The sequence below is a fragment of the Roseburia sp. OM04-10BH genome (genome assembly GCF_003462605.1).
Classification (GTDB): Bacteria; Bacillota; Clostridia; order Lachnospirales; family Lachnospiraceae; genus Roseburia_C; species Roseburia_C amylophila.
In genome coordinates, this window is record NZ_QTZI01000006.1 from 148,152 (window position 1) to 171,474 (window position 23,323).

Annotated in this window: 20 protein-coding genes; all 20 read left to right on the forward strand. The window is 41.7% G+C overall.

From position 1 onward, the window contains the following. Positions 1–46 precede the first annotated feature (46 nt). Entirely contained in the window at positions 47–889 is an 843-nt protein-coding gene (locus DXB43_RS08205; RefSeq protein ID WP_117582543.1) for a hypothetical protein, read from the forward strand. A gap of 91 nt (positions 890–980) precedes the next feature. Next, positions 981–6,359, forward strand: a complete 5,379-nt coding sequence (locus DXB43_RS08210; protein WP_173829632.1) for a SpaA isopeptide-forming pilin-related protein — start codon at positions 981–983, stop codon at positions 6,357–6,359. A gap of 73 nt (positions 6,360–6,432) precedes the next feature. Continuing rightward, entirely contained in the window at positions 6,433–7,428 is a 996-nt protein-coding gene (locus tag DXB43_RS08215; protein WP_117947320.1) for a DUF5688 family protein, read from the forward strand. A 109-nt stretch (positions 7,429–7,537) separates the two neighbouring features. Then, positions 7,538–8,077, forward strand: coding sequence for a JAB domain-containing protein (locus DXB43_RS08220; protein ID WP_117947321.1), 540 nt, complete (start codon positions 7,538–7,540; stop codon positions 8,075–8,077). Positions 8,078–8,081: 4 nt separating this feature from the next. Further along, the gene (locus DXB43_RS08225; protein WP_117947322.1) at positions 8,082–9,059 is read left to right on the forward strand and encodes a DUF3991 and TOPRIM domain-containing protein; all 978 of its coding nucleotides are present in this window, start codon (positions 8,082–8,084) and stop codon (positions 9,057–9,059) included. 393 nt (positions 9,060–9,452) lie between these two features. After that, positions 9,453–9,974, forward strand: coding sequence for a multidrug transporter (locus DXB43_RS08235; protein ID WP_117947323.1), 522 nt, complete (start codon positions 9,453–9,455; stop codon positions 9,972–9,974). A 4-nt stretch (positions 9,975–9,978) separates the two neighbouring features. Further along, entirely contained in the window at positions 9,979–10,311 is a 333-nt protein-coding gene (locus DXB43_RS08240) for a plasmid mobilization protein (protein WP_055262787.1), read from the forward strand. Positions 10,312–10,321: 10 nt separating this feature from the next. Continuing rightward, positions 10,322–11,740, forward strand: a complete 1,419-nt coding sequence (locus DXB43_RS08245; protein ID WP_117947334.1) for a relaxase/mobilization nuclease domain-containing protein — start codon at positions 10,322–10,324, stop codon at positions 11,738–11,740. A gap of 29 nt (positions 11,741–11,769) precedes the next feature. Then, positions 11,770–12,954 carry a hypothetical protein gene (locus DXB43_RS08250; RefSeq protein ID WP_117947324.1) on the forward strand — a complete coding sequence of 395 codons (1,185 nt, stop codon included), beginning with the start codon at positions 11,770–11,772 and terminating at the stop codon, positions 12,952–12,954. Between the two features lie 9 nt (positions 12,955–12,963). Next, positions 12,964–13,368, forward strand: coding sequence for a hypothetical protein (locus DXB43_RS08255; RefSeq protein WP_006858865.1), 405 nt, complete (start codon positions 12,964–12,966; stop codon positions 13,366–13,368). Beyond that, positions 13,368–14,486, forward strand: a complete 1,119-nt coding sequence (locus tag DXB43_RS08260; RefSeq protein WP_117947325.1) for a PcfB family protein — start codon at positions 13,368–13,370, stop codon at positions 14,484–14,486. The genes DXB43_RS08255 and DXB43_RS08260 overlap by 1 nt, the downstream gene beginning before the upstream one ends. Before the next feature lie 6 nt (positions 14,487–14,492). Beyond that, entirely contained in the window at positions 14,493–16,688 is a 2,196-nt protein-coding gene (locus tag DXB43_RS08265) for a VirD4-like conjugal transfer protein, CD1115 family (protein ID WP_117922573.1), read from the forward strand. Between the two features lie 92 nt (positions 16,689–16,780). Then, positions 16,781–17,305 carry a hypothetical protein gene (locus DXB43_RS08270; protein ID WP_006060469.1) on the forward strand — a complete coding sequence of 175 codons (525 nt, stop codon included), beginning with the start codon at positions 16,781–16,783 and terminating at the stop codon, positions 17,303–17,305. Positions 17,306–17,602: 297 nt separating this feature from the next. Beyond that, complete coding sequence (locus DXB43_RS08275; protein ID WP_044986705.1) at positions 17,603–18,004, forward strand: hypothetical protein; 402 nt, start codon at positions 17,603–17,605, stop codon at positions 18,002–18,004. A gap of 54 nt (positions 18,005–18,058) precedes the next feature. Next, complete coding sequence (locus tag DXB43_RS08280; RefSeq protein ID WP_004611540.1) at positions 18,059–18,901, forward strand: hypothetical protein; 843 nt, start codon at positions 18,059–18,061, stop codon at positions 18,899–18,901. Positions 18,902–18,913: 12 nt separating this feature from the next. After that, positions 18,914–19,324 (forward strand): DUF4313 domain-containing protein, encoded by a 411-nt coding sequence (locus DXB43_RS08285; protein ID WP_117947326.1) that lies wholly within the window; start codon positions 18,914–18,916, stop codon positions 19,322–19,324. A 12-nt stretch (positions 19,325–19,336) separates the two neighbouring features. Beyond that, positions 19,337–19,849 (forward strand): PrgI family protein, encoded by a 513-nt coding sequence (locus DXB43_RS08290; protein ID WP_117568834.1) that lies wholly within the window; start codon positions 19,337–19,339, stop codon positions 19,847–19,849. 92 nt (positions 19,850–19,941) lie between these two features. Next, positions 19,942–22,317: a VirB4-like conjugal transfer ATPase, CD1110 family gene (locus DXB43_RS08295; protein WP_117568836.1), complete on the forward strand. Its 2,376-nt coding sequence runs from the start codon at positions 19,942–19,944 to the stop codon at positions 22,315–22,317. Positions 22,318–22,664: 347 nt separating this feature from the next. Further along, complete coding sequence (locus DXB43_RS08300) at positions 22,665–22,877, forward strand: DUF6199 family natural product biosynthesis protein (RefSeq protein ID WP_117874782.1); 213 nt, start codon at positions 22,665–22,667, stop codon at positions 22,875–22,877. A 64-nt stretch (positions 22,878–22,941) separates the two neighbouring features. After that, positions 22,942–23,259, forward strand: a complete 318-nt coding sequence (locus tag DXB43_RS08305) for a hypothetical protein (RefSeq protein ID WP_005611085.1) — start codon at positions 22,942–22,944, stop codon at positions 23,257–23,259. Positions 23,260–23,323: the final 64 nt, after the last annotated feature.

Here is a 23,323-nt window from a genome sequence, read left to right on the forward strand (position 1 = left end):
CTATGTGTCCCGTGCATTACAGATAAATAGTTCACCGCAAGGGTGGATGGCACGGAACACAAAGCCCGTCCCTCTTGCGGAGAAGGGATGGGTGATTACTATGAAGAAGATAAGGATTATCTTATTATCCGCAGTACTGGTCTTTTCAATGGCTGCCTGTAATGGTGGTAAGGAAAAGGCTGATAATAAGACAGAGAAACAGACGGAAAGTGTAAAGCCAACTGAAGAAGCAGAAATGGCAACGGAAGCTGTCACAGAGGTCGCAACCGAAGTTGAAATTGAAGAGACAGAGAAAGATATTGCCGAGGCTAAAGATTCAGAAGAGAAGACTGATAAGGAAGATAACCGGTCAGCTGATAATGAAACTGCTTCAAAGCAGGAAGAAAAGCCGGAGCAGAATGACGAGCCGGAACAGAAAGCTCCTGCAAGTGGTAATAAGGAAGCTGGAGGAAATCAGAGTAATGCAGGTAATGGTGGTCAGACTACAGACAGACCGAAAGACAATGTGAGCAATCCACAGCCTGCATCCGTGGCATACAGTCCACAGAATGTTGTGTCACTTGCAACAGCAAAGTGTCAGGCAGGAGGGATGATTACCACACAGCAGAATTTACAGAATCATTTGAATGACGGTAGTATCACGCAGGAAGAGTACAATGAGTATTATCCTTACGATGGTATGGAAGGCTCTTATTATAGTGTGTTTGTAGAGACAGACCTCAACAAAGCAAGTACCATTGATGGACAGCGGTTATCATCTGAGGATGCAATTGCAGAATATATTGCAAGTATGTTACTTTTGGAAACAGATCCGGTATTCTACATCAGTTATGATGGAGTTTACACGACAGGCGGCACAGACTATTACGAGTTTCGATGTCACAGATAAATAAAAACGAATAGAAGCAGAAGGAAGAAAGATGTAAGCCATAAACTTATGTATTTCTTTTTTTATGCGTAAATTAAGGAGGAAAGAGCATATGAAACAGAAACTAAAGCGTTTTATGGCAGGATTTATGGCTATGCTCACACTGGTTGGAACACTCTTTACGAATGGAACAACAGCATTTGCAGCCAGTCCGCAGGCAAATATTGCGTTCTGGAATGCGTCAGTCAAAAATTCCGGAGAAGTAAGTGAGCTGAAGCCCGGATATAATCATGGCAAGATTCTGTATTCAATTCTTGACGGAAATTCTGCATATTGTATGAATTTCGGATTAAGAGCAGATGGCGGTCAGCTTATGAACAGCTACGATGATGCGAGCACATCAATGTCAGCACAGCAGAGAAAACTTTTAAGTTACTGCCTTTATTATGGGTTTAACAGTACACAAAAGGCGGCACCAAGCAACAGTCAGTGCGATGAGTATATCGCAACTCAGGCAATGGTATGGGTTATTGTAGCAGATATCTTTGGAACCGGAAGTGGTGATTCGGCAGCAAGAAAGCTCTGTAACACAGCACCAAGTCCTGATTCTTCATACAGCTATTATGAGAGACTCAGGGACAATATCAGCAGCTCCTACAATGCAACACTTCCAAGTTTTGCATCACGCAGAATTAGTGAGGCACCAACTTATGAATTAAAGTGGAATGAGGGAAGTCAGAGATTTGAAACAACACTATCTGACAGCAATGGTGTTTTATCGGATTTTGATTTTGGCATCAGCGGATATTCTGTTGATAAGAATGGCAACAGTATTACAATCTCTTCAACGAGCGTGAATACTACAGCTACAACAGGAACATTCACATCCAATGCTGGCAAGGTTGAGACAACATCAAGCTGTGTATTCTGGCTTACAGGAAAGAGCGGATATCAGGAGTTTATTTCTGAAAGACCGACAGCAGATCCTATCAAAGCCTATATCAAGGTCAAGACAGAGAACATCGGATATGGTGAGCTTACAAAGACAGACGAGTCAAGCGGAGTGAAGCTTTCCGGTGCAGTCTATGGAATCTATTCTGACAGCGGATGCACAAACAGAGTACAGACCATGACAACAGATGGAAACGGATATGCAAAGTCAGCTGCACTTGTTGCAGGCACTTATTATGTAAAAGAGATTACCGCACCAAAGGGATATGTCCTTTCCGGTAAAGTTCATACACTTACTGTAAAAGCAGGACAGACAACGGGAATCTCTGCAACAGATAAAGAGCAGCTTGGAGCAATCACAATCTATAAAGAGGGTGAGGTGCTTAGCTCATGGAATGGAAGCAATTTCACTTATGAGAAAAAGAAGCTTTCTGGAGCAACTTTTAAGGTAACTGCTGGAGCAGATATCTATAAGGCAGATGGTACAAAGGTGTATAGTGCTGGCGATGTTGTGGCAGAAAGCCTTACAACAGGAACTGACGGACAGGTGGTATTATCTGACCTTCATCTTGGAACTTATGTGGTAACTGAGATTAAGAGCATTGACGGGTATACAATCAATACCACACCTCAGACAGTAGCAGTTGAGTATAAGGATCAGACTGTGACAGTACAGTATGAATCAACTACGATTGAGAATACAAGACAGAAAGCGGATGTATCTGTCGTAAAGAAGGACTCTGACACAGAGAATCCTCTTGATGGTGGCAAGTACACACTTTATGCCGGAAATGACATCAAAAACTATGCCGGACAGGTTATTGTGACAAAGGGTACAGCTCTTGAGACAGTATCTACAGGTGAGGACGGAAAGGCAAGCTATAGCGTGGATCTGCCAATCTCTAACGGATATTATGTCTCAGAGACACAGGCACCATATGCGTATATCAGAAACAGTAAAGATGTTTACAGCTTCAATTTCAATGTATTACCTGAAACACAGGCAAAGGCATCATTCAGTCACACATTTGTAAATGACAGAACCACAGCAAAGATTCATATCTACAAGGTAGACAAGGAATCAGGCAAGGCAGCAGCCCAGGGAGATGCAAGCCTTGAAGGTGCAGTTTATGGTCTTTATGCGAGAAACGATATCGTGCATCCGGACGGAGCAACAGGAGTCGTATTCAAAGCAGGAGACCTTGTAGCAACACTTACAACAGATAAGAATGGCGAAGCAGAGGTCAATAACCTTTACCTTGGAAACTATTATGTGAAAGAAATCACTCCATCAGAGGGGTATCTCTTAGACGAAGAGGAGCACGATGTAGTATGCGACTATGAGGGAGACCTTGTAGCAGAGGTATCAAGAAGCACAACCTCAGCAGAGCAGGTCATCAAGCAGCCATTCCAGCTTATCAAGGTATCTGACAATGGCGATGATACTGAAGCAGGCTTATTGGCAGGTGCAGAGTTCACAGCTTATTTGAAATCATCTTTACCTGTAAAGGCAGATGGAAGTTATGACTTTGACAAGGCAGCTCCGGTAGTAATCGGGGAAAACGGAGCAACAACAATCACATCCGATGACAAGGGACATGCAGTTTCTATTGCAATTCCTTATGGAACCTATGTGGTAGTTGAGTCAAAGACTCCGCATAATATGAAAACAATCAAGCCATTTGAGGTAAAGATAAAGGAGAATCATCCAACAGAGCCTCAGACATGGAGAGTTTTCTTGGACAGAGAGTTTACAGCAAAGCTTCGTGTAATCAAGAAGGATTCTGATACAAAGCAGACAGTACTTGTACCAAATGCAGAGTTTAAGATTTTCAACCTTGATAAGAACGAATATGTAAAGCAGTACACAACTTATCCGTCAAAGGTAGAGCATACTTCATTCTTTACTGATGAGGACGGAGATTTAATCTTACCGGAGGCACTGAAAATCGGTAACTACCGCATTGAGGAAGTGTCTGCACCATTTGGATATGTTGTAAATGATAAGTATGTCAACATCTCTGTTGATACTGACACAGCATTTGAGACAGATGGTGATACAAATGATGCAATCATTACTGTGGAATATTCCGATGCCCCTGCAGTCGGAGAGCTGACTGTAGAAAAGAAGGGAGAGGTACTTGACGGATTTAAGGGTGGACTCCTGGCAAGCTCATATGAGAAAGAGTTTGTTTATAAGGAAGGCTCACTTGCCGGAGCAAAATTCAAAGTTTATGCTGCCGAGGATATTTACACAGCAGACAACCAGAAGGATGCAGACGGAAACCGCATTAAGTATTACAGCAAGGGAGACCTTGTGACAACTCTTACAACTGGCAAGGATGGAAAGGCAACAGCTAAGAATCTTCCTCTTGGACAGTACAGGGTTGTGGAAGTGGAAGCTCCATACGGATATGTATTAAATCCGAATGAGCAGAAAGTGACATTCACATATGTGGATGATAAGACACCTGTTATCAAGGAAAGCCTTACTTTCTCAGATGACAGACAGAAGCTTGATATGTCAGTGACTAAGCTTGATTCAGAAGATAATACACCGATTGTAGGTGCAGTATTTGGTCTTTATGCAGACGAGGATATCAAGAATGTAGATGGCAAGGTAATTATCGAGAAAGGCACACTTCTTGAGAAGACAACATCTGATGAGAATGGAAAGATTGCTTTTGTTAAGGATTATCCATTTGCAAAATATGTTGCAAGAGAGCTTGTAAAGCCTGCCGGATATGTGACAAATGAGGAAGCAGTAAACTTTGATACAAAATATCAGGGACAGGATGTTAAGACTGCTGTATATAACAGCGAGTATAAAAACACACCTACAACCTTTGAGTTTACAAAGACAGATATCACAAGCGGTGCAGAGCTTACAGGTGCAACACTTACTGTACTTGATAAGGATGGAAATGTGGTAGACACATGGACATCTGATGCTAAGGAAGCACATGTGATCAAGAGACTTGTCGTAGGCGAGACTTATACACTTCGTGAGGAATTTGCTCCTTACGGATATCTTAAAGCAACAGATATTAAGTTTACAGTAGAGGACACTGGCAAAGTGCAGCATGTAGAGATGAAGGATGAAGTTCCTACAGGTTCCATCGTTATCAATAAGGACGGCGAATTTGTAACAGACACTACTCTTATGAAGGGTTACTGGTATGACTTTATCTTCAATTTCTTCAAGGACAGCCTTGCAGGAGTAACTTTTGATGTATATGCAAAAGAGGATATCGTAAGTGCTGACGGACTTGACACTGTATATCACAGGGCAGGAGACAAGGTGGCAACCATCGTGACAAATGATAAGGGTATCGCAAGAATTGATGACCTTCCACTTGGCAAGTATTATCTTGTTGAGACAAAAACCATTGATGGATTTGTATTAGATGATACACCGATTGAGGCAGACCTTTCCTATATCGACCAGAATACAAAGGTTGTATTTGCAGGAATGGATGTGACAAATGAGCGTCAGAAAGTGCAGATTACTGTAACCAAGACGGATTTAGAGACTAAGGAAGCACTTGAAGGAGCAGTATTCGGTTTATTTGCGAAAGAAGATATCGTGAACAAAGATGGCAAGGTAATCGTAAAAGCTGATACACAGATTGAGAGAACAGTAACAGGCAAGGATGGAAAGGCTGCATTTACCTCTGACCTTCCGCTTGGACAGTATTATGTCAAAGAACTTGAGGCACCAAAGGGCTATGTGAAGTCAGATAAGACATTTGATGTGGATGCTTCATATCAGGGAGATAAGGTAAAGGTTATCGAGTTTGAGGCAGCATTTGAAAATGCACCTATTAAGGTAGAAATTTCAAAGACTGATATCACAGGAGAGAAAGAGTTGCCTGGAGCAAAGCTTTCAGTAATTGATGCTGATGGAAAGCTTGTAGAAAGCTGGACATCAGAAGCAGGAAAGACGCATATGATTGAGAGACTTCCTGTCGGAAAGTACACACTCAGAGAGGAATCTGCACCGTATGGATATAAGGTGGCAAGTGATGTAACCTTTGAAGTAAAGGAGACTGCAGAAATCCAGAAGGTATCCATGAAGGATGAGCAGGCAGTCGGTAAGATTGTCATCGAGAAAACTGACAAAGTAACCGGAAAGCCGATCGAGGGTGTTGTATTTGAAGTAAGGGATAAGGATGGAAAGGTGCTTGATACACTCACTACTGACAAGAATGGTCATGCAGAGAGCAAGGAGCTTCCTATCTGTACTTACAACGAGGATGGATCATTCAAAGAAGATATCCATTATACAGTTGTTGAGACTAAAGCAGCTGACGGATATATCCTTGATGAAACAGCTCACGATGTAACACTTCGATATGATGATAATGCACCGGATGTTGTTGTAGCAACTCTTAAGCTTGTCAATGTACCGACAGAGCCTAAGCTTCCACAGACAGGCGACAATGCAAATCCGCTTCTTTATCTTGGAATCGGTGCACTTGCACTTATTACAGGTGTTGGAGTAGGACTTCGTGGAAGAAAGAAAAAGAATAAACAGTAACAATTAACCTTGCGGGGAATGTAAGCCAGTGACTTATGTTCCCTGCTTTTTTAGATTAAGGAGGAACCGTAATATGATGAATTACGAGATTTTTAAGGAAGTAGTAAAAGAAAAGTTTATGGATTATATGCCTGAGAAGTTCAAAGGAATGGAGCTTGTGGCAGAACCCGTGGAAAAGGTGAATGTGACTCTTGATGGCATCATCTTAAGAGAAGAAGGCAGGAACATTTCGCCTACGATTTATATCAATGACATGTATAAGAAGTATCAGGACTGTGGGGATCTTGAGGAAACACTTATGGCTGCATGTGACTTTATGGAAAGGGCATATGAGCAGGCTCCGGTTGTTGATGTGGACAGCATTATGAAGGATGCTAACGAGAAGATTGTATTCCAGCTCATCAATACAGAGCAGAATAAAACATTTTTGGAACAGGTGCCTCACAGGGAGTTTCAGGATCTTTCTATTGTGTATAAGGTAATAATCAGTGCCGATAAGGATGCGGTGCAGAGTTCAAAAATTACAAATGAATTTGCGAAAAGACTTGGAATGAGCGAGGAACAGCTCTTTAAGTGTGCAGCGGAAAACACAAGAAGACTCTTCCCACCTGTCGTTCGTAGCATGAATGACATTATGAGAGAAATGTTCGCAAGGGATGGGATGCCACAGGAGATCGCAGAGATGATGATAGCTGAGATTCCACCGGAGCAGACGATGTGGGTGATTTCCAATGAAAAGGGTATCAATGGTGCAGCGTCCATGCTTTATGAGAATGAGCTTCATGAGCTGGCAGAGAGTTTAGAGAGTGACCTTTATATTCTCCCTTCGAGCGTGCATGAGGTTATTGCAGTATCTTCAGATATGGGAAGCCCTGAGATGCTTGCACAGATGGTAGTCGAGGTAAATATGCAGGAGGTGTCTTTGGACGAGAGACTTTCCAATCAGGTATATCACTATGATAAGGATTTAAGAAAACTCACCCTTGCAACTGATACACCAAACAAGAGACTTGATGGTATCGTTGCAGAACCTCCCCTTGTATATGACGCGAAGGAAAAGTCCAGATAGGAGGCAGCTATGGAGCAGGAACTTACAATGGAAGAACTCATTGCTCTCATAAACAGCCAGAAAGGTGACTTTGTTATCCGTGTCGAGTCTGGAGAGGAGGCGGTGTCTGATGCCAAAGAAGAATGACTTCAAGCTTGATGTGGTTTCGGTAAGACTTGTAAAGGATGCTCCGATTTATTTGGAGCACACCTTTAATAATCCGGCGGATATAGCTGCTGTCATGGGAGACTGTATGTGCCAGTTTGACAGGGAAGTAGTGTGTGTGGTCAATCTAAGGTCAGATTTAAAACCTATCAATGTGCATTTTGCAAGTGTTGGCTCTTTAAATGAGGCAATGGCACATCCGAGAGAACTGTTTAAATCAAGTATCTTAAGCAATGCCGCAAGCATGATGTTAATCCATTGTCATCCATCCGGAAATGTATTCCCAAGCAAGGCAGACACGATGATGACAGACCGCATGAACAAGCTGTGTGAACTGATGGGAATACCGCTCATTGACCATATCATAGTCGGTGGAGACAATCGTGAATTTTTCAGTTTCAGGGAAAAAGGCATGATTGATAATCCTAAGATTACCCTGAGCACAGATTACCGGACACTTGATATCAAGTCACCGCTTGTAGCAGAGCAGGGAAAGGCAAGGTGAAAGCATGGATGGAAGATTTACGGATGAAGAGCTTGCCATAGCAAAGAGTGTTGACCTGTGTGCAGTTGCTGAAAGCCTTGGGTATACAGTAAAGAGGATTGGCAAATACCACACTTTAAAGGAGATGGATTCCATCCGTATCTATAACAGAAGCCATTGGTACAGATGGTCAAGGCAATTTGACAAAGGCAACAATGGCGGCTCACAGGTAGATTTCTTGCGGGTGTTTTGTGGAATGAGTGTAAAAGAGGCTGTGTTCTGGCTTTTAGATTTTGCAGGATATAGAAGGATCGAGAATCCTGTAAAGCAGCCACTTGTTCATCAGGTATCGCAGAAGCAGGCAGAGGAGAGAAAGCCATTTGTCCTACCGGAACCGGCGGGAGATAATTCCTATCTTATTTCATATCTGAATCAGGAGAGAGAAATCAGCAGGACTGTCATAGATCTGTTTTTAAAAGATGGACTGATTTATGAGAGCAGGCATTACCACAATGTTGTTTTCAAAGGAAATGATAAAAATGGAGTGACAAGATTTGCAAGTATGCGTGGAGTGTTTGATAAGCAGGGCAAGCCATTCAAGTGTGATGTCACAGGCAATGATAAGAACTATGGATTTAATGTGGTAAATGTTAACAGTACAGAGCTTGTAGTATTTGAGGCTGCAATCGACCTTATGAGTTATGTGGATATCTTCACGGATTATGAATCAAATAAGCTGGCACTTGGGATGCTTGCAGATGCACCACTTGAAACATTTCTTCGGGAACATCCGCAGATAACTTCCATCCGGTTCTGCCTTGATGGAGATGAGCCGGGGAGAAAAGCAGCAGCTGAACTTATGAGAAAGTATTATGAGCTTGGATATGAGGTAGAAGACTGTCCGCCTCCAGCCGGATATAAGGATTACAACGAGTGGCTTGTGGCTGCAAAGCTTAATCTGAACCAGATGAATCAGAGAGCAGATGAACCAGTCAGGGCATGAGAAACCGGATTTTGATGTGTGGGGGCAGAAAGCGCCCCCAAAACAGCAAAGTGGGGGCAGAAAGCGCCCCCAAAATGTCAAAGTGGGGGCGAAAAGCGCCCCCGCAATTCGGACACGACAAAATCCGGATGAAAGTCAGTATAAAAGTGGGGGCAGAAAGCGCCCCCAAAATAACAAAGTGGGGGCAGAAAGCGCCCCCAAAGTAGCAAAGTGGGGGCAAAAAGCGCCCCCACTTCCATAAACAGAGGGTTTTAGGGAGATTTTCTCCCTAACTAGATGGCATTAGGACAGAGATGTCTCTAATGCGTATCTAGCCGTAAACCTAAGAGATTCAGACAGGCGTGTGGGTGGAAGAGATATACAAAACACGGATAAGGGAGGTGCAGGAAAGCAATGGATAAAGAACTTACAATAATCGCAGAACCAGAGGAACTTATTGCCTGGGCAGACACATTTGATATCTTACTAAACCCTTCGATAGAAGATGCTGCAATTCTGCTTAACTATATGGAAGGACATGATTATGCCATTGGCATAGATTCAGATGGGAAGATGTACAGGCAGGATGTAGCTGAGGAGAATGGTGAAATTGAACCATACCCGATAGATGATGTTATAGATATTGTCTGTGAATGGAACTATGAACTGATACTTGATGCGGAAGCACACAGGAGTGATCCAAAGGATTTTAACGACTATAACGAGTATCAGAGCAAGTATGAAAGTCTGAAAGCAGATGAAAAGAGACTGGACAGATTGTTTGATAAAACCTGTTATGGTAAGGAACTTATAGAAGTTGCTACAGAGCTTGCAGACAGGGTTATTGCCCAGCTGGGTAATAAAGAACTGGAAAAAGCTGCTGTAACAGTAGCAGAAGGAGTAAGAGAATACAGTACGGGTAAGAGAGGAAGGTGATTCTATGGCGGATAAAGTTCATTGTATAAGGAAAACACTAAGACTTATGCCACAGGAAGCGAAGGTACTTTCTGATAAGGCAAAGGCAAATGGAATGAATGAAGCCGAATATATCAGGCTTCTAATCAGTCAGAAACCAAATGATTATCCGGAAGTAAGGAAACTTCTTAAAGAGCTTATCAATGAGATAAACCGAATCGGCATTAACATCAATCAGATTGTATTTAACAGCAATGCACAGCTGTATTCCAAGAAAGATAAGGAACAGCTTGTGGCATATATGAAAAAGCTGAATCAGTCTGTCAGCGAGGCGGTGGTAAAGATTGGCAATCAGTAAGATACTTCACATGAAGGACAGCGGGAATTCTTTTCATGCAAGGCATTTGAAACGGGCACTGGATTATGTGATGAATCCTGAGAAAACTCAGAGAGGAAGACTTGTGGGAGCTGTTAACTGTCAGGCAGATATGGCTTTTGAACAGATGATTGATACAAAGAAGCAGTTTGGAAAAACAGACAAGCGACAGGGGTATCACATCATTCTTTCCTTCAAAGAGGATGAGGTGGAACCGGACAGGGCTTTTGAGATAACACAGAAGTTTGTAGCAGAATATCTTGGCGATGCCTATGAAGCGGTATTTGTGGTTCATGATAATACAGACCATGTTCATTCACACATTGTATTTAACAGTGTAAGCTTTGTGGATGGGAAAAAGTATCGCTACGAGAAAGGTGACTGGGCAAAGTATATCCAGCCGATTACCAATAAGCTGTGTCAGGAGTATGGTCTTTCCATTATAGATGTGGAGGATGGCAGCAAAGAGAAACAGCACGAGAATTATAAGGATTGGAGCGAATATCGTGAAGGCAGCTTTGTGTGGGCAGATATGATAAAAAGAGATTTGGATGCCTGCATTTTACAGGCAAATGATTTGAGAGGATTTCTGGAACTGCTGTCGGAAAAAGGATATGAGGTCAAGCAGGGAAAGTATCTGGCAGTCAGACCACAGGGGATGACAAGATTCAGAAGATGTAAGACTCTTGGCGAGAATTATTCACAGGAAGCTATTGTGGAGCGTATTGCTAAGGAAGATTTATCTTTTTACCAGTCACAGAATGAGGAAAAACAGGCAGCGATAGTAAAGTGCTATGTCAAAAGATACCGCAGGGCGAAGATGTCAGGCTTGCAGAAAAGATATTATGCAAAGCTTTACCGGATTGGAAAGCTGAAAAAGAAGCCATATAGTCAGGGATGGAAGTATAAGGATGATATCCGAAAGATGCATAAGCTGCAGGAGCAGTATCTATTTCTGGTAAGGCATAAGATTGAGAGTGCGGAAGAACTTGTATCGGTACTTGATAATCTGATGGATAAGAAAAAAGAAGCATCAAAGGAAAAGAGTAAGACCTATAAGGCTAAGGAAAGATTCAAAGATATTTTTGACAAGGCTGAACAGATCCGGGGGCTTGATGATGCGGAATCGTGTTATCAGAGTGGGGATACCTTCTTTGAAGATGAGCACAATGCATGGGAAAGGCTTAACACTGAGCTTCTGGCACAGGGATACAGTGTGGAAGAGGTCGAGAGTCTTAGAAAAAAATATGAGAGCAAGTATGCACAGGACTGTAAGGCAGAACGGGCGGTATCAAAGGAACTTAATCTTGGAAGATCAATATGGAAGGAACTTACGGTATCAGCTTCGGCAGAAGAGAAGCAGTATGACAAAGAAACGATAAGAGACAGAAAAGAACAGCCGGTACGTTAGGCTGTTTTTTTAGTGGTTAGGAGGCATATATGGAAGAAAAAAGAGAGCCATTAAGTGAAATGGCGATTGAGAGAAAGATACAGATTCTTCGTAATAAGCATATGGACAGTGAGGTTATTGCTCTTGTCAAAAGCGATTATGAATATGGACTGACTGATGATGAAATCGATCTGTATCTTAACAAAAGTTATGACATTGAGCAGATGAAGGTGTTATCAAAATGTCTGCATAAGGGTGTATCAGAAGAGTTGTTAACGCTGCTGAAAGATAGCAGGATGGCAGCACCTAAGATGCAGACAGCATTGGATTACTATGAAAAAGGTGTGCCGATTGATGCAATCAGAGAGGTAGTCCAAAAAGATGATACGGCAGTAAACATGCGCAGGATGTTTGATGTGGTATTAGATAAGCTTAATAAAGCCAAAGAGCAGATGCCACAGGATTTAGAGTATGTGAAAAGTCTTGTAGCTCAGATGGATGAAGTGGTTGCAAAGATCAATCATCAGAATGAAAGGTATGATGCCCTGAATAAGAAGCTTTCTGAAATAGAAACTTCCAAAGATGATGAGGAAGTCAGGGAGCGTCTGGTCAAGGAGAACCAGGATAAGGATGCTCTTATCAACAGTCAGCAGAATGAACTGAATAAGGCAAGCAGTACGATTGCAAGACTCAGGGATGATATTGAGAAAAAGGATAAGGAGATGAAGCGTATGGGAGACAGAATAGAGTCATTGGAAGATAAGATCATAAGTGTTGCCACAGAGAATAAGAAAGAGGCAGAAAGTAAGGCAGAGCCGCAGGAAAGCCAGTCCGTATCACAGGCAGATAAAAAGATGGTTGATACAGTTGCAGTTCCTCAGAATATGCAGGCTGTGGCAAACGGGATTCCGGTCTATTATCAGATTCCGGTAGTTGATGGTACTGGAAATGTGGTGCAGAGACTTCCGATTGAGCGAAGTGTGAGAAAGAGCAGCAACAGCGGAGTGGCAAGTCTTTTTGCAAGACTGTCATTTAAGAAAAAGTCAAGGGCAGATATTGTAAAGCTGGTTGCATCGGGAGACCTTGTTCCGGCGCAGCTTGTGCAGATTAAGAGTGCAATAGAAAAGGGACTTACTGAGTCACAGCTTGTAGAGCTTATAAACAACAACATTTCAGCGGAAAAGATGAAGGAGATCATTGAGATTGCTGTGCTTGAAAACAGCATGGCAGATTAGGAGGAACTTATGAATTTAGCAGTAGTAAATGAAGCAGTAACAGAAATGAATGGTGTGGAGCATCAGTTTACAGAGGAAGAGAAAAACTTTGTTGTCCAGTTCGCATTCAGAAGTGGCAGCAAGGAAGACACGATTTCTCTTATTGAAGCTTTGGCACATTCAGCGGATAAGGCTGAGTCGGACGAGATTATGGTCACATACAGGTCTAAATATGATATGAAGCCTGCATGGGTGGAACAGGTGGAAAACCTGCTTGTGGCACTTGAAATGTATCGTATCGAGGAGGAGAAAGCAATCAATCATCTGGCAGATATTTTGACTGCTTATGGTATTGATGTATCAGCCGAGGAAATCCGTACTACAGAGACAGAAACGCTTAAAACAACAGTCAGAGAGAAAGTGGAGGTGCGATAATGGCAGAAGAGATTCAGGAAGCGGTGCAGATCATCCGTGTAGCTTATGATGGCATTGAGATTGCCATGAAGGTAGGAAGCGGCGGCATTGCTGCCATGCAGAAGGCAATAGATTTCTTAAAAGGGATGCTTGATTATGAAAAGTCACTTGGCAAGACATCCATGAGAAAGCTGATCTTAAAAGGTGGCGATTTACAGGTGTTGCAGTTTAATACCGAAGATATGAAAAAGGTTGAAAAGATGGCAAAGAAGTATGGAATCCTGTATTCGGTACTTCCAGACTGTAACAGGAAAGATGGACTGAGTGAGGTAATCTTTCATACAGAGGCAGTTCCCCGTGTGAATATGATGATACAGAAGCTCAAGTTTGGTAAGATTGCCACATTTGACGATTATCTGAAGAATGGAGATGAAAAATCCCTTGGCAAGCTGATGGATTTTTTGAAGAAACAGCAGGGAAACGAGAAAAGCCACACGATAGAAGGGGATAGGGTTAATACCGCCATTGACGGACTGATCGAAAAGGTCGGAATGTTTGCAATGGAAAAGAAAGCTATCAGTGTGGATCAGGTCAAGGAGAATTTCAGTATCAATGGTGAGCAGGCTGAAAGTGTTATCAAACAGCTTGAGACAATCGGTGTGCTTGGCAGTAAGAAGGAAGATGGTACGCATGCAGTCATGATGGATAAGGATGCATTTATCAACCGTGTCAGAGGATATCAGGACCTTGCAGAGAGAATGAGGGCAGTAGCCGCATCAAAGAATGCCAATCTTTCGGATGTTACAATCAGTAAGAAACTCATTATTGAGGAGAATGACCATGCAGTTAAGACAAGAATCCCCGGAACATGGGGAGACGAAGCAAGATATGTATGGCTTCGTAAAGAAAACATTATGGACATCCATAATGGAAAGACTATGCTCACGTTTCTCGATTCCAATAAGGATTATAAGCTGTATGACAGCCAGAATCGTGTTGTAACAACACAGAAGGGAACAGAGCTTTATACGCATTATGATAAGGTGGAGGCATCTGTCAGGGAGCGTTATGAGAAAGTCCAGAAACAGCAGAAAAAGACCACGCAGCAGAAAACAGTCACTACCAAGAAAGCGAGGTAGTTTTATATGCAGACAACAAAGAAAAAACCATCACTGATATTCATTCTTGTGGGTGCAGTATTAGCGGGGTACCTTGGTTATCTGATAAATGGTGCGTGGTCGGAGGGAGTGGCATTTAATGAATTTATGAACAGATTCAATGAAGTATGTGCTGCTCCCTTTGCAAACTATTACAATACGAATACTATAAAAGCGGTAGCCATTGCATTAGGAATCTATGCGATGGCTATTGTTATGTATTACACCAGCCAGAGAAACTATATGCCCGGCAAGGAGTTTGGTACAGCGAGATTTGAAAATCCAAAGCAGGTTAATAAGATACTGGCGGATAAGGACGAGAATTTCAATCGAATACTAAGCCAGAATGTGAAGATGTCACTTGATTTCAGAAGGCTGAAGCTCAATGGAAATATTCTTATCTGCGGTGGTTCCGGTGCCGGTAAGACATTTTATGAGGTAAAGCCGAATCTGATGCAGATGCCACATAACTGTTCATTTATCTGTACTGATCCAAAAGGTGAGATTCTTAGAAGCTGCGGGCAGATGTTAAAGAATAACGGATACAATGTGAAGGTCATCAATCTGCTTGAGATGGATAAGTCAGACTGTTACAATCCGTTTTCCTATATCAGAGAGGAAACGGACGTGGTAAAGCTGATTACCAATCTTATCAGTAATACCACACCAAAGGGTTCCACTCCAAGTGATCCATTCTGGGAGAAAGCAGAAGGATTATTTTTACAGTCAATCTTTTATTATGTATGGCTTGAAGTACAGCCGGCAAAGAGAAACTTTGAGACAGTACTGAAGCTTCTTGGAGAAGCAGAAGTGACAGAGCAGGGAAAGGCATCGAAACTGGATGTGCGAATGAAGTTCTTAGAGGAGAGTTCTCCACTTGGAGCTAATCATCCGGCAGTAAAACAGTACAACAAGTGTATGAGAGGTGCAGGAGATACAGTACGTTCCATTATTATCAGTGCAAACTCAAGACTTGCATTTCTTGAGAATAAGCAGGTTTTACGACTTCTTTCTAAGGATGAGCTGAATCTATCTGATATAGGTATTGGAGTCAATGGTGATGGAGAGACGAAGACAGCACTCTTTTGTGTAATTCCCGATAGTGACAAGTCCTATAATTTTATTATCGGAATGCTCTATACTCAGATATTCCAGGAATTGTACTATCAGGCGGATTTTAACTGCGGTGGCAGACTCCCGATTCATGTGACATTTATGTTAGATGAATTTGCGAATGTTGCATTGCCAGATGATTTTTGTTCGCTGCTTTCTACAATGCGAAGCAGGGAAATTTCCAGTATTATCATCATACAGAACTTTGCCCAGTTAAAGGCACTTTTCAAGGATACTTGGGAAACCATTCCAGGCAACTGCGATACTTTCATCTATCTTGGAGGCAATGAGCAGAGTACGCACAAGTATGTCTCGGAACTGCTTGGAAAAGGCACGATTGATAAAAAATCAAGCGGAGAGACAAAGGGGAGGCAGGGAAGCTCGTCAAGAAATTATGATGTTTTAGGCAGGGAACTGTTTACACCCGATGAGGTAAGAAAGCTGGATAATAAGAAATGTATTATTTTTATCCGTGGATTTGATCCTATCATGGACAACAAGTTTATTCCATTTAATCATCCGATGTTTAACCAGACAGCAGATGGCAAGGGAGAGCCTTATGTTCACGAGATAAGAGGAGCAAATAATCTTATCGGTCCGCCATTTGAGATTCTTTCAGACAAGGCAGTTAAGTATTATGAAAAACTGAAGGATAAGGGCGAGAATGTGTATATAGATTCTCTAACCTATGAGCAGTTTATGATGCTTGGCGATGCGGAATTAAGCAGAAGATTCTCCATGCAGGATGAAGCAGAGCAGAAAGCAAAGATAGACAGGGAACAGGCAAATGAGCTTGAGTATGTCGATGAATCACAGAAAGCAGATAGTACAGCAACTGCCAGTGGTTCTAGTGGAAACGCTGGTGGTAAGCCTGTAAGGAATCCTGAAAGGGAAAAGCCTAAGTGGGAAGATACTATTACAAACCGAATGCTTCATTGGTCATATACACCTGAGCAGAAAGAGGAGCTAAAGATGGCACTTGCGGCAGGAATTCCTAGAGCAACGATACTGACTTATTTCTATCCAGAGGTAACGGTGGAGAAGATGAGTTCTTATCGAAAGAAGCAGTAAGTTATCGCATAGGCACAGAAGTTGTGGTATACTGTGTCTATGTGAGATTAAAGAAACTTACAAATCGGTAGTTGACAAGGAGTTTTGATAGCGTGAAAAAAATATTTCTTAAAATTGTGATAGGGGTTGTTCTTGTTTGTATTTTATTTGTTTGTTTTCTTTATACGAACAATGAGATCGGCGTGACTTCATCTAAGCTGGAGACAGATATTCGTTCGTCGCAGAAGATTAAGGATGATTGGACGGTCGATGGAAGCGTTTCCAGCACGATGGCTGCATATATTTCTTACCCTCAGGATTTGAGTGACCATTCTTTTTCCGTCTATGTCAACCGCCCTGGTCTTTCCTTTGGATACTTTTTCCGTGGGGGTGGAAAACTTTCGGGGGTTCAAAGAGGAATTGCCGAGTACACTGTAGAAGGATATAATGAGCGAGCATTTATTTCTATGAATCAGCAACAGGTAACACAGCTTGAAATAGATGACGGCAACACAATTCAAGTGCTTGACATTGACAGCAATAAACCTTTTGCGATTGTTTTGCCTATAAATGCGGGAACCATTACATTCTATGATGTGAATGGCAATACTGTGGAATACTGGAACAATTCTCTTTGACAACTTCAAGTTTGTCTGACTGATAAATAATTTAATAACTGTTTTACAAAGCACTTTAGCCAATAATAGGTTAGAGTGCTTTTTTCATGCCATAAAAGGAGGTGATTGAAGCACAACGCATCGGGGAAAGCCCGATTAATCTTTACAACAGGCATTGCCTGATAATCATATAGTAAAAAAACAAAGACAGAGAGGAATGTATATATTCCATTCGGAAATCAGCCGGATTGGAATGTGTACATTCCTTTCTGGCTTTTTCCATATCTGTCACACATCAAGAAAAAGGAGATTTTTATCATGAGAAAAGAACAGATTACAGTAACTAACAATTCAGTCTGCAATAGTGCAGAAAACAAGGGTTTGGAGGGAAAAGGCATGAAGAGAAGATTACTTCATTTTAAGAAAAGAATGGTTCCGGCAGTATCCGGAGCACTTATGGGAGTAATGCTTATGAGCACTACTTGTTTTGCAGCAGGTACAGGTACTTCCGCAGTAACACAGCCGCTTGAGAATTTAAAGACACTTATCATTGCAGTCATTGGTGCGGTTGGTGTCATCATTCTTGCAAAGAATGTTATGGAGTTCGCACAAGCCTACCAGCAGCAGGATTCATCTACCATGAACTCCGCTCTGAAAGGAATTGTGGCAGGTGTCATGATGGCTGGTATTTCAACAGTTCTGACATTCTTAGGCTTCTAAGATTAGGGAAATGCATTTCCCCTTTTAGTAAAAGGAAAGAGGTGAATAACAAGTATGGATATTTTTAAGCTTGGTGATAAGATCCTTGCACTTCTTGAGGCAGTGTTTGGGTTTTGGAACAATCAGATATCCCTGGTCTTTGCAATGCTTGGACAGTCACCGGTCAGTTTCAAGGGCGGAGGTCCCTGGGCAGTCATTGAGGGTATAGAGCCGGTCTTTGTAGCGGTCGGCTCTTCCCTCGTTGTGCTGTTCTTTGTTATCGGTTTCTGCTCGGAAAGCATAGATGTAAAAGATGAGATGAGGTTTGAGTCTATATTTCGTATGCTTATCCGACTGGGACTTGCAGAATGGTTTGTTGCAAATAATGTCACGATTATGAAAGCGTTTTTTACTTCCATAGGAAATCTGGTGGGACTTATATCTGCGGGGACAACGACGCAGCTTGCCATTGACAGTACACAGGCAGACATCATTAAGGGACTCGGATTTGGTGAGAGTCTGGTAATGCTGATACTTACAGCTTTGCTTGCAATCATCATTATTATCTGTGGATTCTTTATCATTTACACAGTGTATTTCAGGTTCTTAAAGATACTGATTATTGTGCCGCTTGGTGCGATTGCATGCTCCACAATGGCAGGAAACAGAATGGTCAGTCATACAATGGCTACCTACTGCAAATATTTTCTTTCGTGTGTATTCGAGGCAGTAACGATGGCACTTGCAATTGTGGTATGTAATGCATTTATCAATGCAGGACTTCCGGCATTTACAGGAAGTTACGCTGACTGGGCACAGACGCTTATTTATTTGTGTGAAATGACATTTACGATAGCAATGACTGTTGGAAGCGTGAAGGGTGCACAGACACTTACAAGCAAGGCATTTGGATTATAGAGGGAGGCAGAAATGGATAATGAAAAGAAACAGGTTACTTATAATTCAAGCATAACCGGAGAAACGCAGGTGACATTTGATATCCAGCAGTATATGAATAACAGGGCAATGTTTATCGGTCTTATGTGTAATGAAGATGGATATGAGGAGCCTTTTGGGGATGTGACTGTGAATTTGTCGGTTGCAGCACCAAATTACTGCGGATATCTGTATGTGAATGACATGCCGGATATTGAAAAGTTTATTACAGATAACGACCTCGGAGAGTTTACAGGATTCACGCAAAGGAGTGGTTTCTGCGAATATCCGCTTTATCTGTTCAATGTAGATAAGCTTAGAGAACTGTGTCCGGATGGAATGGATAAATATGAGGCGAATATTGGAATGACAAGAAAGCCGGAGACAAAGGATTTATCAAGATAGGAGGCAGGGACAATGGTAATCGAAGTAAACAAGGATATTGACCGCTATCAGGAATCGGTTGCGATGGGACTTACTGCAAGGCAGCTTATATTTTCTATTGCAAGCGTAGTAGTCGGTGGCGGTATCGTCCTTCTTCTTTACAAGTATATCGGTCTTACGGGTTCTGCTTATGTGGCAATTCCCTGTGTGGCACCGATTGCACTTGGCGGATTCTATTCCTTTAACGGGATGAATTTCTACGAGTATATGGGAAAGAAACTGCATTTTATGTTTGGAAACAGGGCACTTACCTATGTATCAACAGAGGGAGAGCCTGCAATAAAGCAGTTAGAAGCAGAGCAGAATGAACAGGTAAAGAAGAAAGGCAGAAAGGCTGAACCGGAGACAGTAACAGCAGATTCAGCTGTAAAGAAGCAGGAGGAGTTTGAAGCAATGAAGAAAAAGACGAGAAACATGCTGCTTGTACTTGTCGCAGTCATTGTGGCGGCAGCAGCAGGCATTGCAGCATATAAGGCAATGCATTAGAAACGAATAGCGTCTGACCGCAAGGTCGGGAACACAGCCCGCAGGGTGAAGTTCCCGGCGGGCTTTCATTATAAGAAAGCGAGGTTAGAAACATGGGTTTATTTACAGACGGATTTAAGTTATTAAAGAAGGCGAGTGAGCCTTTGTATAAGACACCTAAATCCATTCAGGAAACCATAGAGATTATGGCGGTGGCTGAAAACGGCATTTTTGAAGTGAGCAAAAATAAGTATTCCAAATGCTACCGCTTTCAGGACATCAATTACACGACAGCAACGGAGGATGAGCAGATCGGTATTTTCGAGAGATATTGTAAGTTCTTAAATTCGCTGGACTGTAATTATAAGATTACGATCAATAATAAGAACAAAAACATGGATGAACTCCGTGACAAGGTACTGATTGCTGAGAAAAATGATGGCTTCAATAATTACAGAAGAATTTACAATGACATCATTGAAGAGAAGATTATTGAGGGCAGACAGGGGATTGAGCAGGAGAGATACCTGACGATCACGATTGAGAGAAAGAATTTCGAGGAGGCAAAGGCACAGTTTGCTACCCTTGAGGCAACGATACACAAGGCATTCATTGAGCTTGGGGCAGAGATTGTGCCGCTTAATGGCAATGAGAGACTGAAAGTGCTCTATGACTATTATCATCTTGGAGATGAGGGCAGCTTTGATTATGATATCAAAAAGGCTAAGAAGGTCGGGGCAGATTTTAGAAATGATCTGTGCAATGGCATGGTGAAATATTTCCCGGACCATTTTGAGGATGAGAGTAAATTCTGCAAGGCACTTTTTATCAAAAAGTATCCGAGCAGTTTGTCAGACAGATTCATCAATGAGATTACTTCCCTTCCGGTTCATTCTATCACGAGTATTGATGTGGTGCCTGTTCCAAAGGATCTGACAACAAAGGTGCTTCAGAAGAAATACCTTGGTATTGAGTCGGATATTATCAAACAGCAGAGAGTTCGTAATAAGAATAACGATTTTTCTACGGAAATTTCATATGCCAAGAGAACGGAGAAAAAAGAAATTGAGGAAATCATGGATGACGTCCGTGAGAATGACCAGTGCCTTTTCTTCGTGGGAGTAACCATTATTCTTATGGCAGAAAGCAAGAAGGAGCTTGAGAGTGTATGTGAGACTGTGGAGACCATCGGAAAGCGTAACAGCTGCACGATTGATACACACTACTTAAAGCAGAGGGAAGCTCTCAACACAGCACTTCCGATTGGTGTAAGACAGGTGGAGACAATGCGTACCCTTCTTACTCAGTCACTTGCGGTACTTATGCCATTCAATGTGCAGGAGCTTAATGACAGCACAGGCAACTATTATGGTATCAACCAGATCAGCAAGAATGTGAATATCGGTAACAGAAAGAAGCTTATCAACGGAAATGGCTTTGTATTTGGTGTGCCGGGTTCCGGTAAATCCTTCTTCTGCAAGATGGAGATGGGCAGCGTATTCTTGTCGGGAGATGATGAGATAATCGTCATAGATCCAATGAACGAGTACTTTGATATAGCTGATACTTATGGTGGAACAGTGGTAAATATGTCTACCTACACGGATAACTATGTGAATCCGCTGGAGATGGATGTATGGAGCCTTGATCCGAATGATTCCAAGGGAATGGTTAGAGAGAAGGGCGAGTTTATGCTTGGACTTTGTGAGCAGTGTATCGGGGACAGTTTAAATTCAAGACAGAAGTCAATCATTGATCGTTGTGTGAGAAAGCTGTATATCGACATTGCAAGGAGCAAAGAGAAGTATATCCCGGTGATGAGTGATTTTTACGATATCCTTATGGCACAGCCGGAGGATGAGGCAAAGGACATTGCATTGTCACTAGAGCTTTTCGTAAATGGTTCACTTAATATCTTCAATCATCAGACAAATGTGGATGTGGATAACAGATTCACAGTATATGGCATCAGGGACTTAGGTACGGAGCTTAGTCCTATCACAATGCTTGTCATGATGGAGTCTATTCAGAACAGGATTGTTGAGAATGGCAAGAGAGGCAAGGCAACATGGCTCTATATTGATGAGTTTCACGTCCTGCTTAATTCCGAGTATTCTGCAAAATATCTGCAGCAGCTCTGGAAGAAAGTAAGAAAGCAGGGAGGACTTTGTACCGGTATCACGCAGAATGTCGTCGATCTGTTGCAGAACTATACAGCAACCACAATGCTTGCAAACTCTGAGTTTGTGGCACTCTTAAAACAGGCGAATACAGACAGTTCCAAGATGGCGGAAGTTATCGGGGTATCAGAGGCACAGCTAAGATTCGTAACCAATACTGCATCGGGAATGGGACTTATCAAGTGTGGTTCTGTGGTGATTCCATTTGATAATCAGATTAGTAAGGATACAGATTTGTACAGGCTGTATAATACCAACATTCATGAGAAGATTGCGGAACAGAAGAAAAAAGAAGCAATGCTGCAGTGATAACAGATGAATTTTTATAGAATCTATAGTATAATCAAGAGGTCGGATGAATATCCGACCTTGATGATAATAAATTAGATATTCCCTGTTTTTAAGAAAAAAGCATATAAGATTCGATATGAAAAATAAATAAGGAAGCAGTTCTAAAATGTATCATTTGTACCGGAGAACATGTGGCTGGATTTTAAGATATGCATATCGTACACTTTGACGAGAATATGTTGATTGGGGATGCAGCAGCGGACCTGGATGCATTTATGGAAATGTATGGTGTGGAAGCAATTTCCAAGGAATATTTGTAATTATTAGGGAAAAGAAAATTGAATTTGCTAAAGGAGGTGGTAAATATGTGGTGGTCTATTGGTGGTGGAATCATAATCTTTGCGTTAGGTATGTTTATCTTCTTAAAGCCGGGCTTAATATGGAAATTAACAGAAAAATGGAAATCTTATTGTGCAGATGAACCATCTGAGTTTTACTTGAAAACAACAAAAATAGGTGGTATTCTATTTGCCTTATTTGGAATTATTATGATTATGCTTCCGGTTATTTTGGAGTAATAAATTCAAGTTTGGAGAATTGAGAAAATCGGAAGTTGTGAACTTAGAATTAGAGGTGTTGAAAATGAAAATAATAATTATATTTATTGATTTACTGATGGCAACTGTTCTCTTTTTTGTTGGAAGATTTTTTATCAAATCAAGGAATACAGAAAGAAGTGTGCTGTTTTTATCAGGAGATTATACTGGATTAAATACAGAGAAAATATGTAGAGTTACTGGAAAACGGATTAAGACATGGGCAATGCTCTTTTGTCTTGGCGGTATAATTGATTTTATCAAGCTGGGCGCAGGAATAATAATAGTTTCCGTTTTTTTTATTATCTTACTTGTATTTCATTTAGTTGATATGACTATAAATCGAGACAAGTACCGGGTATAAATTCAAGTTTGTGATGGTAGATAATATGGAATGGTTTAATGTTTTTGGGCTGATTTTTATTGCA

Coding starts and splice junctions, on each gene's coding strand:
- DXB43_RS08205 (WP_117582543.1), top strand. CDS start 47: ATGGCACGGAACACAAAGCCCGTCCCTCTTGCGGAGAAGGGATGGGTG.
- DXB43_RS08210 (WP_173829632.1), top strand. CDS start 981: ATGAAACAGAAACTAAAGCGTTTTATGGCAGGATTTATGGCTATGCTC.
- DXB43_RS08215 (WP_117947320.1), top strand. CDS start 6,433: ATGATGAATTACGAGATTTTTAAGGAAGTAGTAAAAGAAAAGTTTATG.
- DXB43_RS08220 (WP_117947321.1), top strand. CDS start 7,538: ATGCCAAAGAAGAATGACTTCAAGCTTGATGTGGTTTCGGTAAGACTT.
- DXB43_RS08225 (WP_117947322.1), top strand. CDS start 8,082: ATGGATGGAAGATTTACGGATGAAGAGCTTGCCATAGCAAAGAGTGTT.
- DXB43_RS08235 (WP_117947323.1), top strand. CDS start 9,453: ATGGATAAAGAACTTACAATAATCGCAGAACCAGAGGAACTTATTGCC.
- DXB43_RS08240 (WP_055262787.1), top strand. CDS start 9,979: ATGGCGGATAAAGTTCATTGTATAAGGAAAACACTAAGACTTATGCCA.
- DXB43_RS08245 (WP_117947334.1), top strand. CDS start 10,322: ATGAAGGACAGCGGGAATTCTTTTCATGCAAGGCATTTGAAACGGGCA.
- DXB43_RS08250 (WP_117947324.1), top strand. CDS start 11,770: ATGGAAGAAAAAAGAGAGCCATTAAGTGAAATGGCGATTGAGAGAAAG.
- DXB43_RS08255 (WP_006858865.1), top strand. CDS start 12,964: ATGAATTTAGCAGTAGTAAATGAAGCAGTAACAGAAATGAATGGTGTG.
- DXB43_RS08260 (WP_117947325.1), top strand. CDS start 13,368: ATGGCAGAAGAGATTCAGGAAGCGGTGCAGATCATCCGTGTAGCTTAT.
- DXB43_RS08265 (WP_117922573.1), top strand. CDS start 14,493: ATGCAGACAACAAAGAAAAAACCATCACTGATATTCATTCTTGTGGGT.
- DXB43_RS08275 (WP_044986705.1), top strand. CDS start 17,603: ATGAGAAAAGAACAGATTACAGTAACTAACAATTCAGTCTGCAATAGT.
- DXB43_RS08280 (WP_004611540.1), top strand. CDS start 18,059: ATGGATATTTTTAAGCTTGGTGATAAGATCCTTGCACTTCTTGAGGCA.
- DXB43_RS08285 (WP_117947326.1), top strand. CDS start 18,914: ATGGATAATGAAAAGAAACAGGTTACTTATAATTCAAGCATAACCGGA.
- DXB43_RS08290 (WP_117568834.1), top strand. CDS start 19,337: ATGGTAATCGAAGTAAACAAGGATATTGACCGCTATCAGGAATCGGTT.
- DXB43_RS08295 (WP_117568836.1), top strand. CDS start 19,942: ATGGGTTTATTTACAGACGGATTTAAGTTATTAAAGAAGGCGAGTGAG.
- DXB43_RS08300 (WP_117874782.1), top strand. CDS start 22,665: ATGTGGTGGTCTATTGGTGGTGGAATCATAATCTTTGCGTTAGGTATG.
- DXB43_RS08305 (WP_005611085.1), top strand. CDS start 22,942: ATGAAAATAATAATTATATTTATTGATTTACTGATGGCAACTGTTCTC.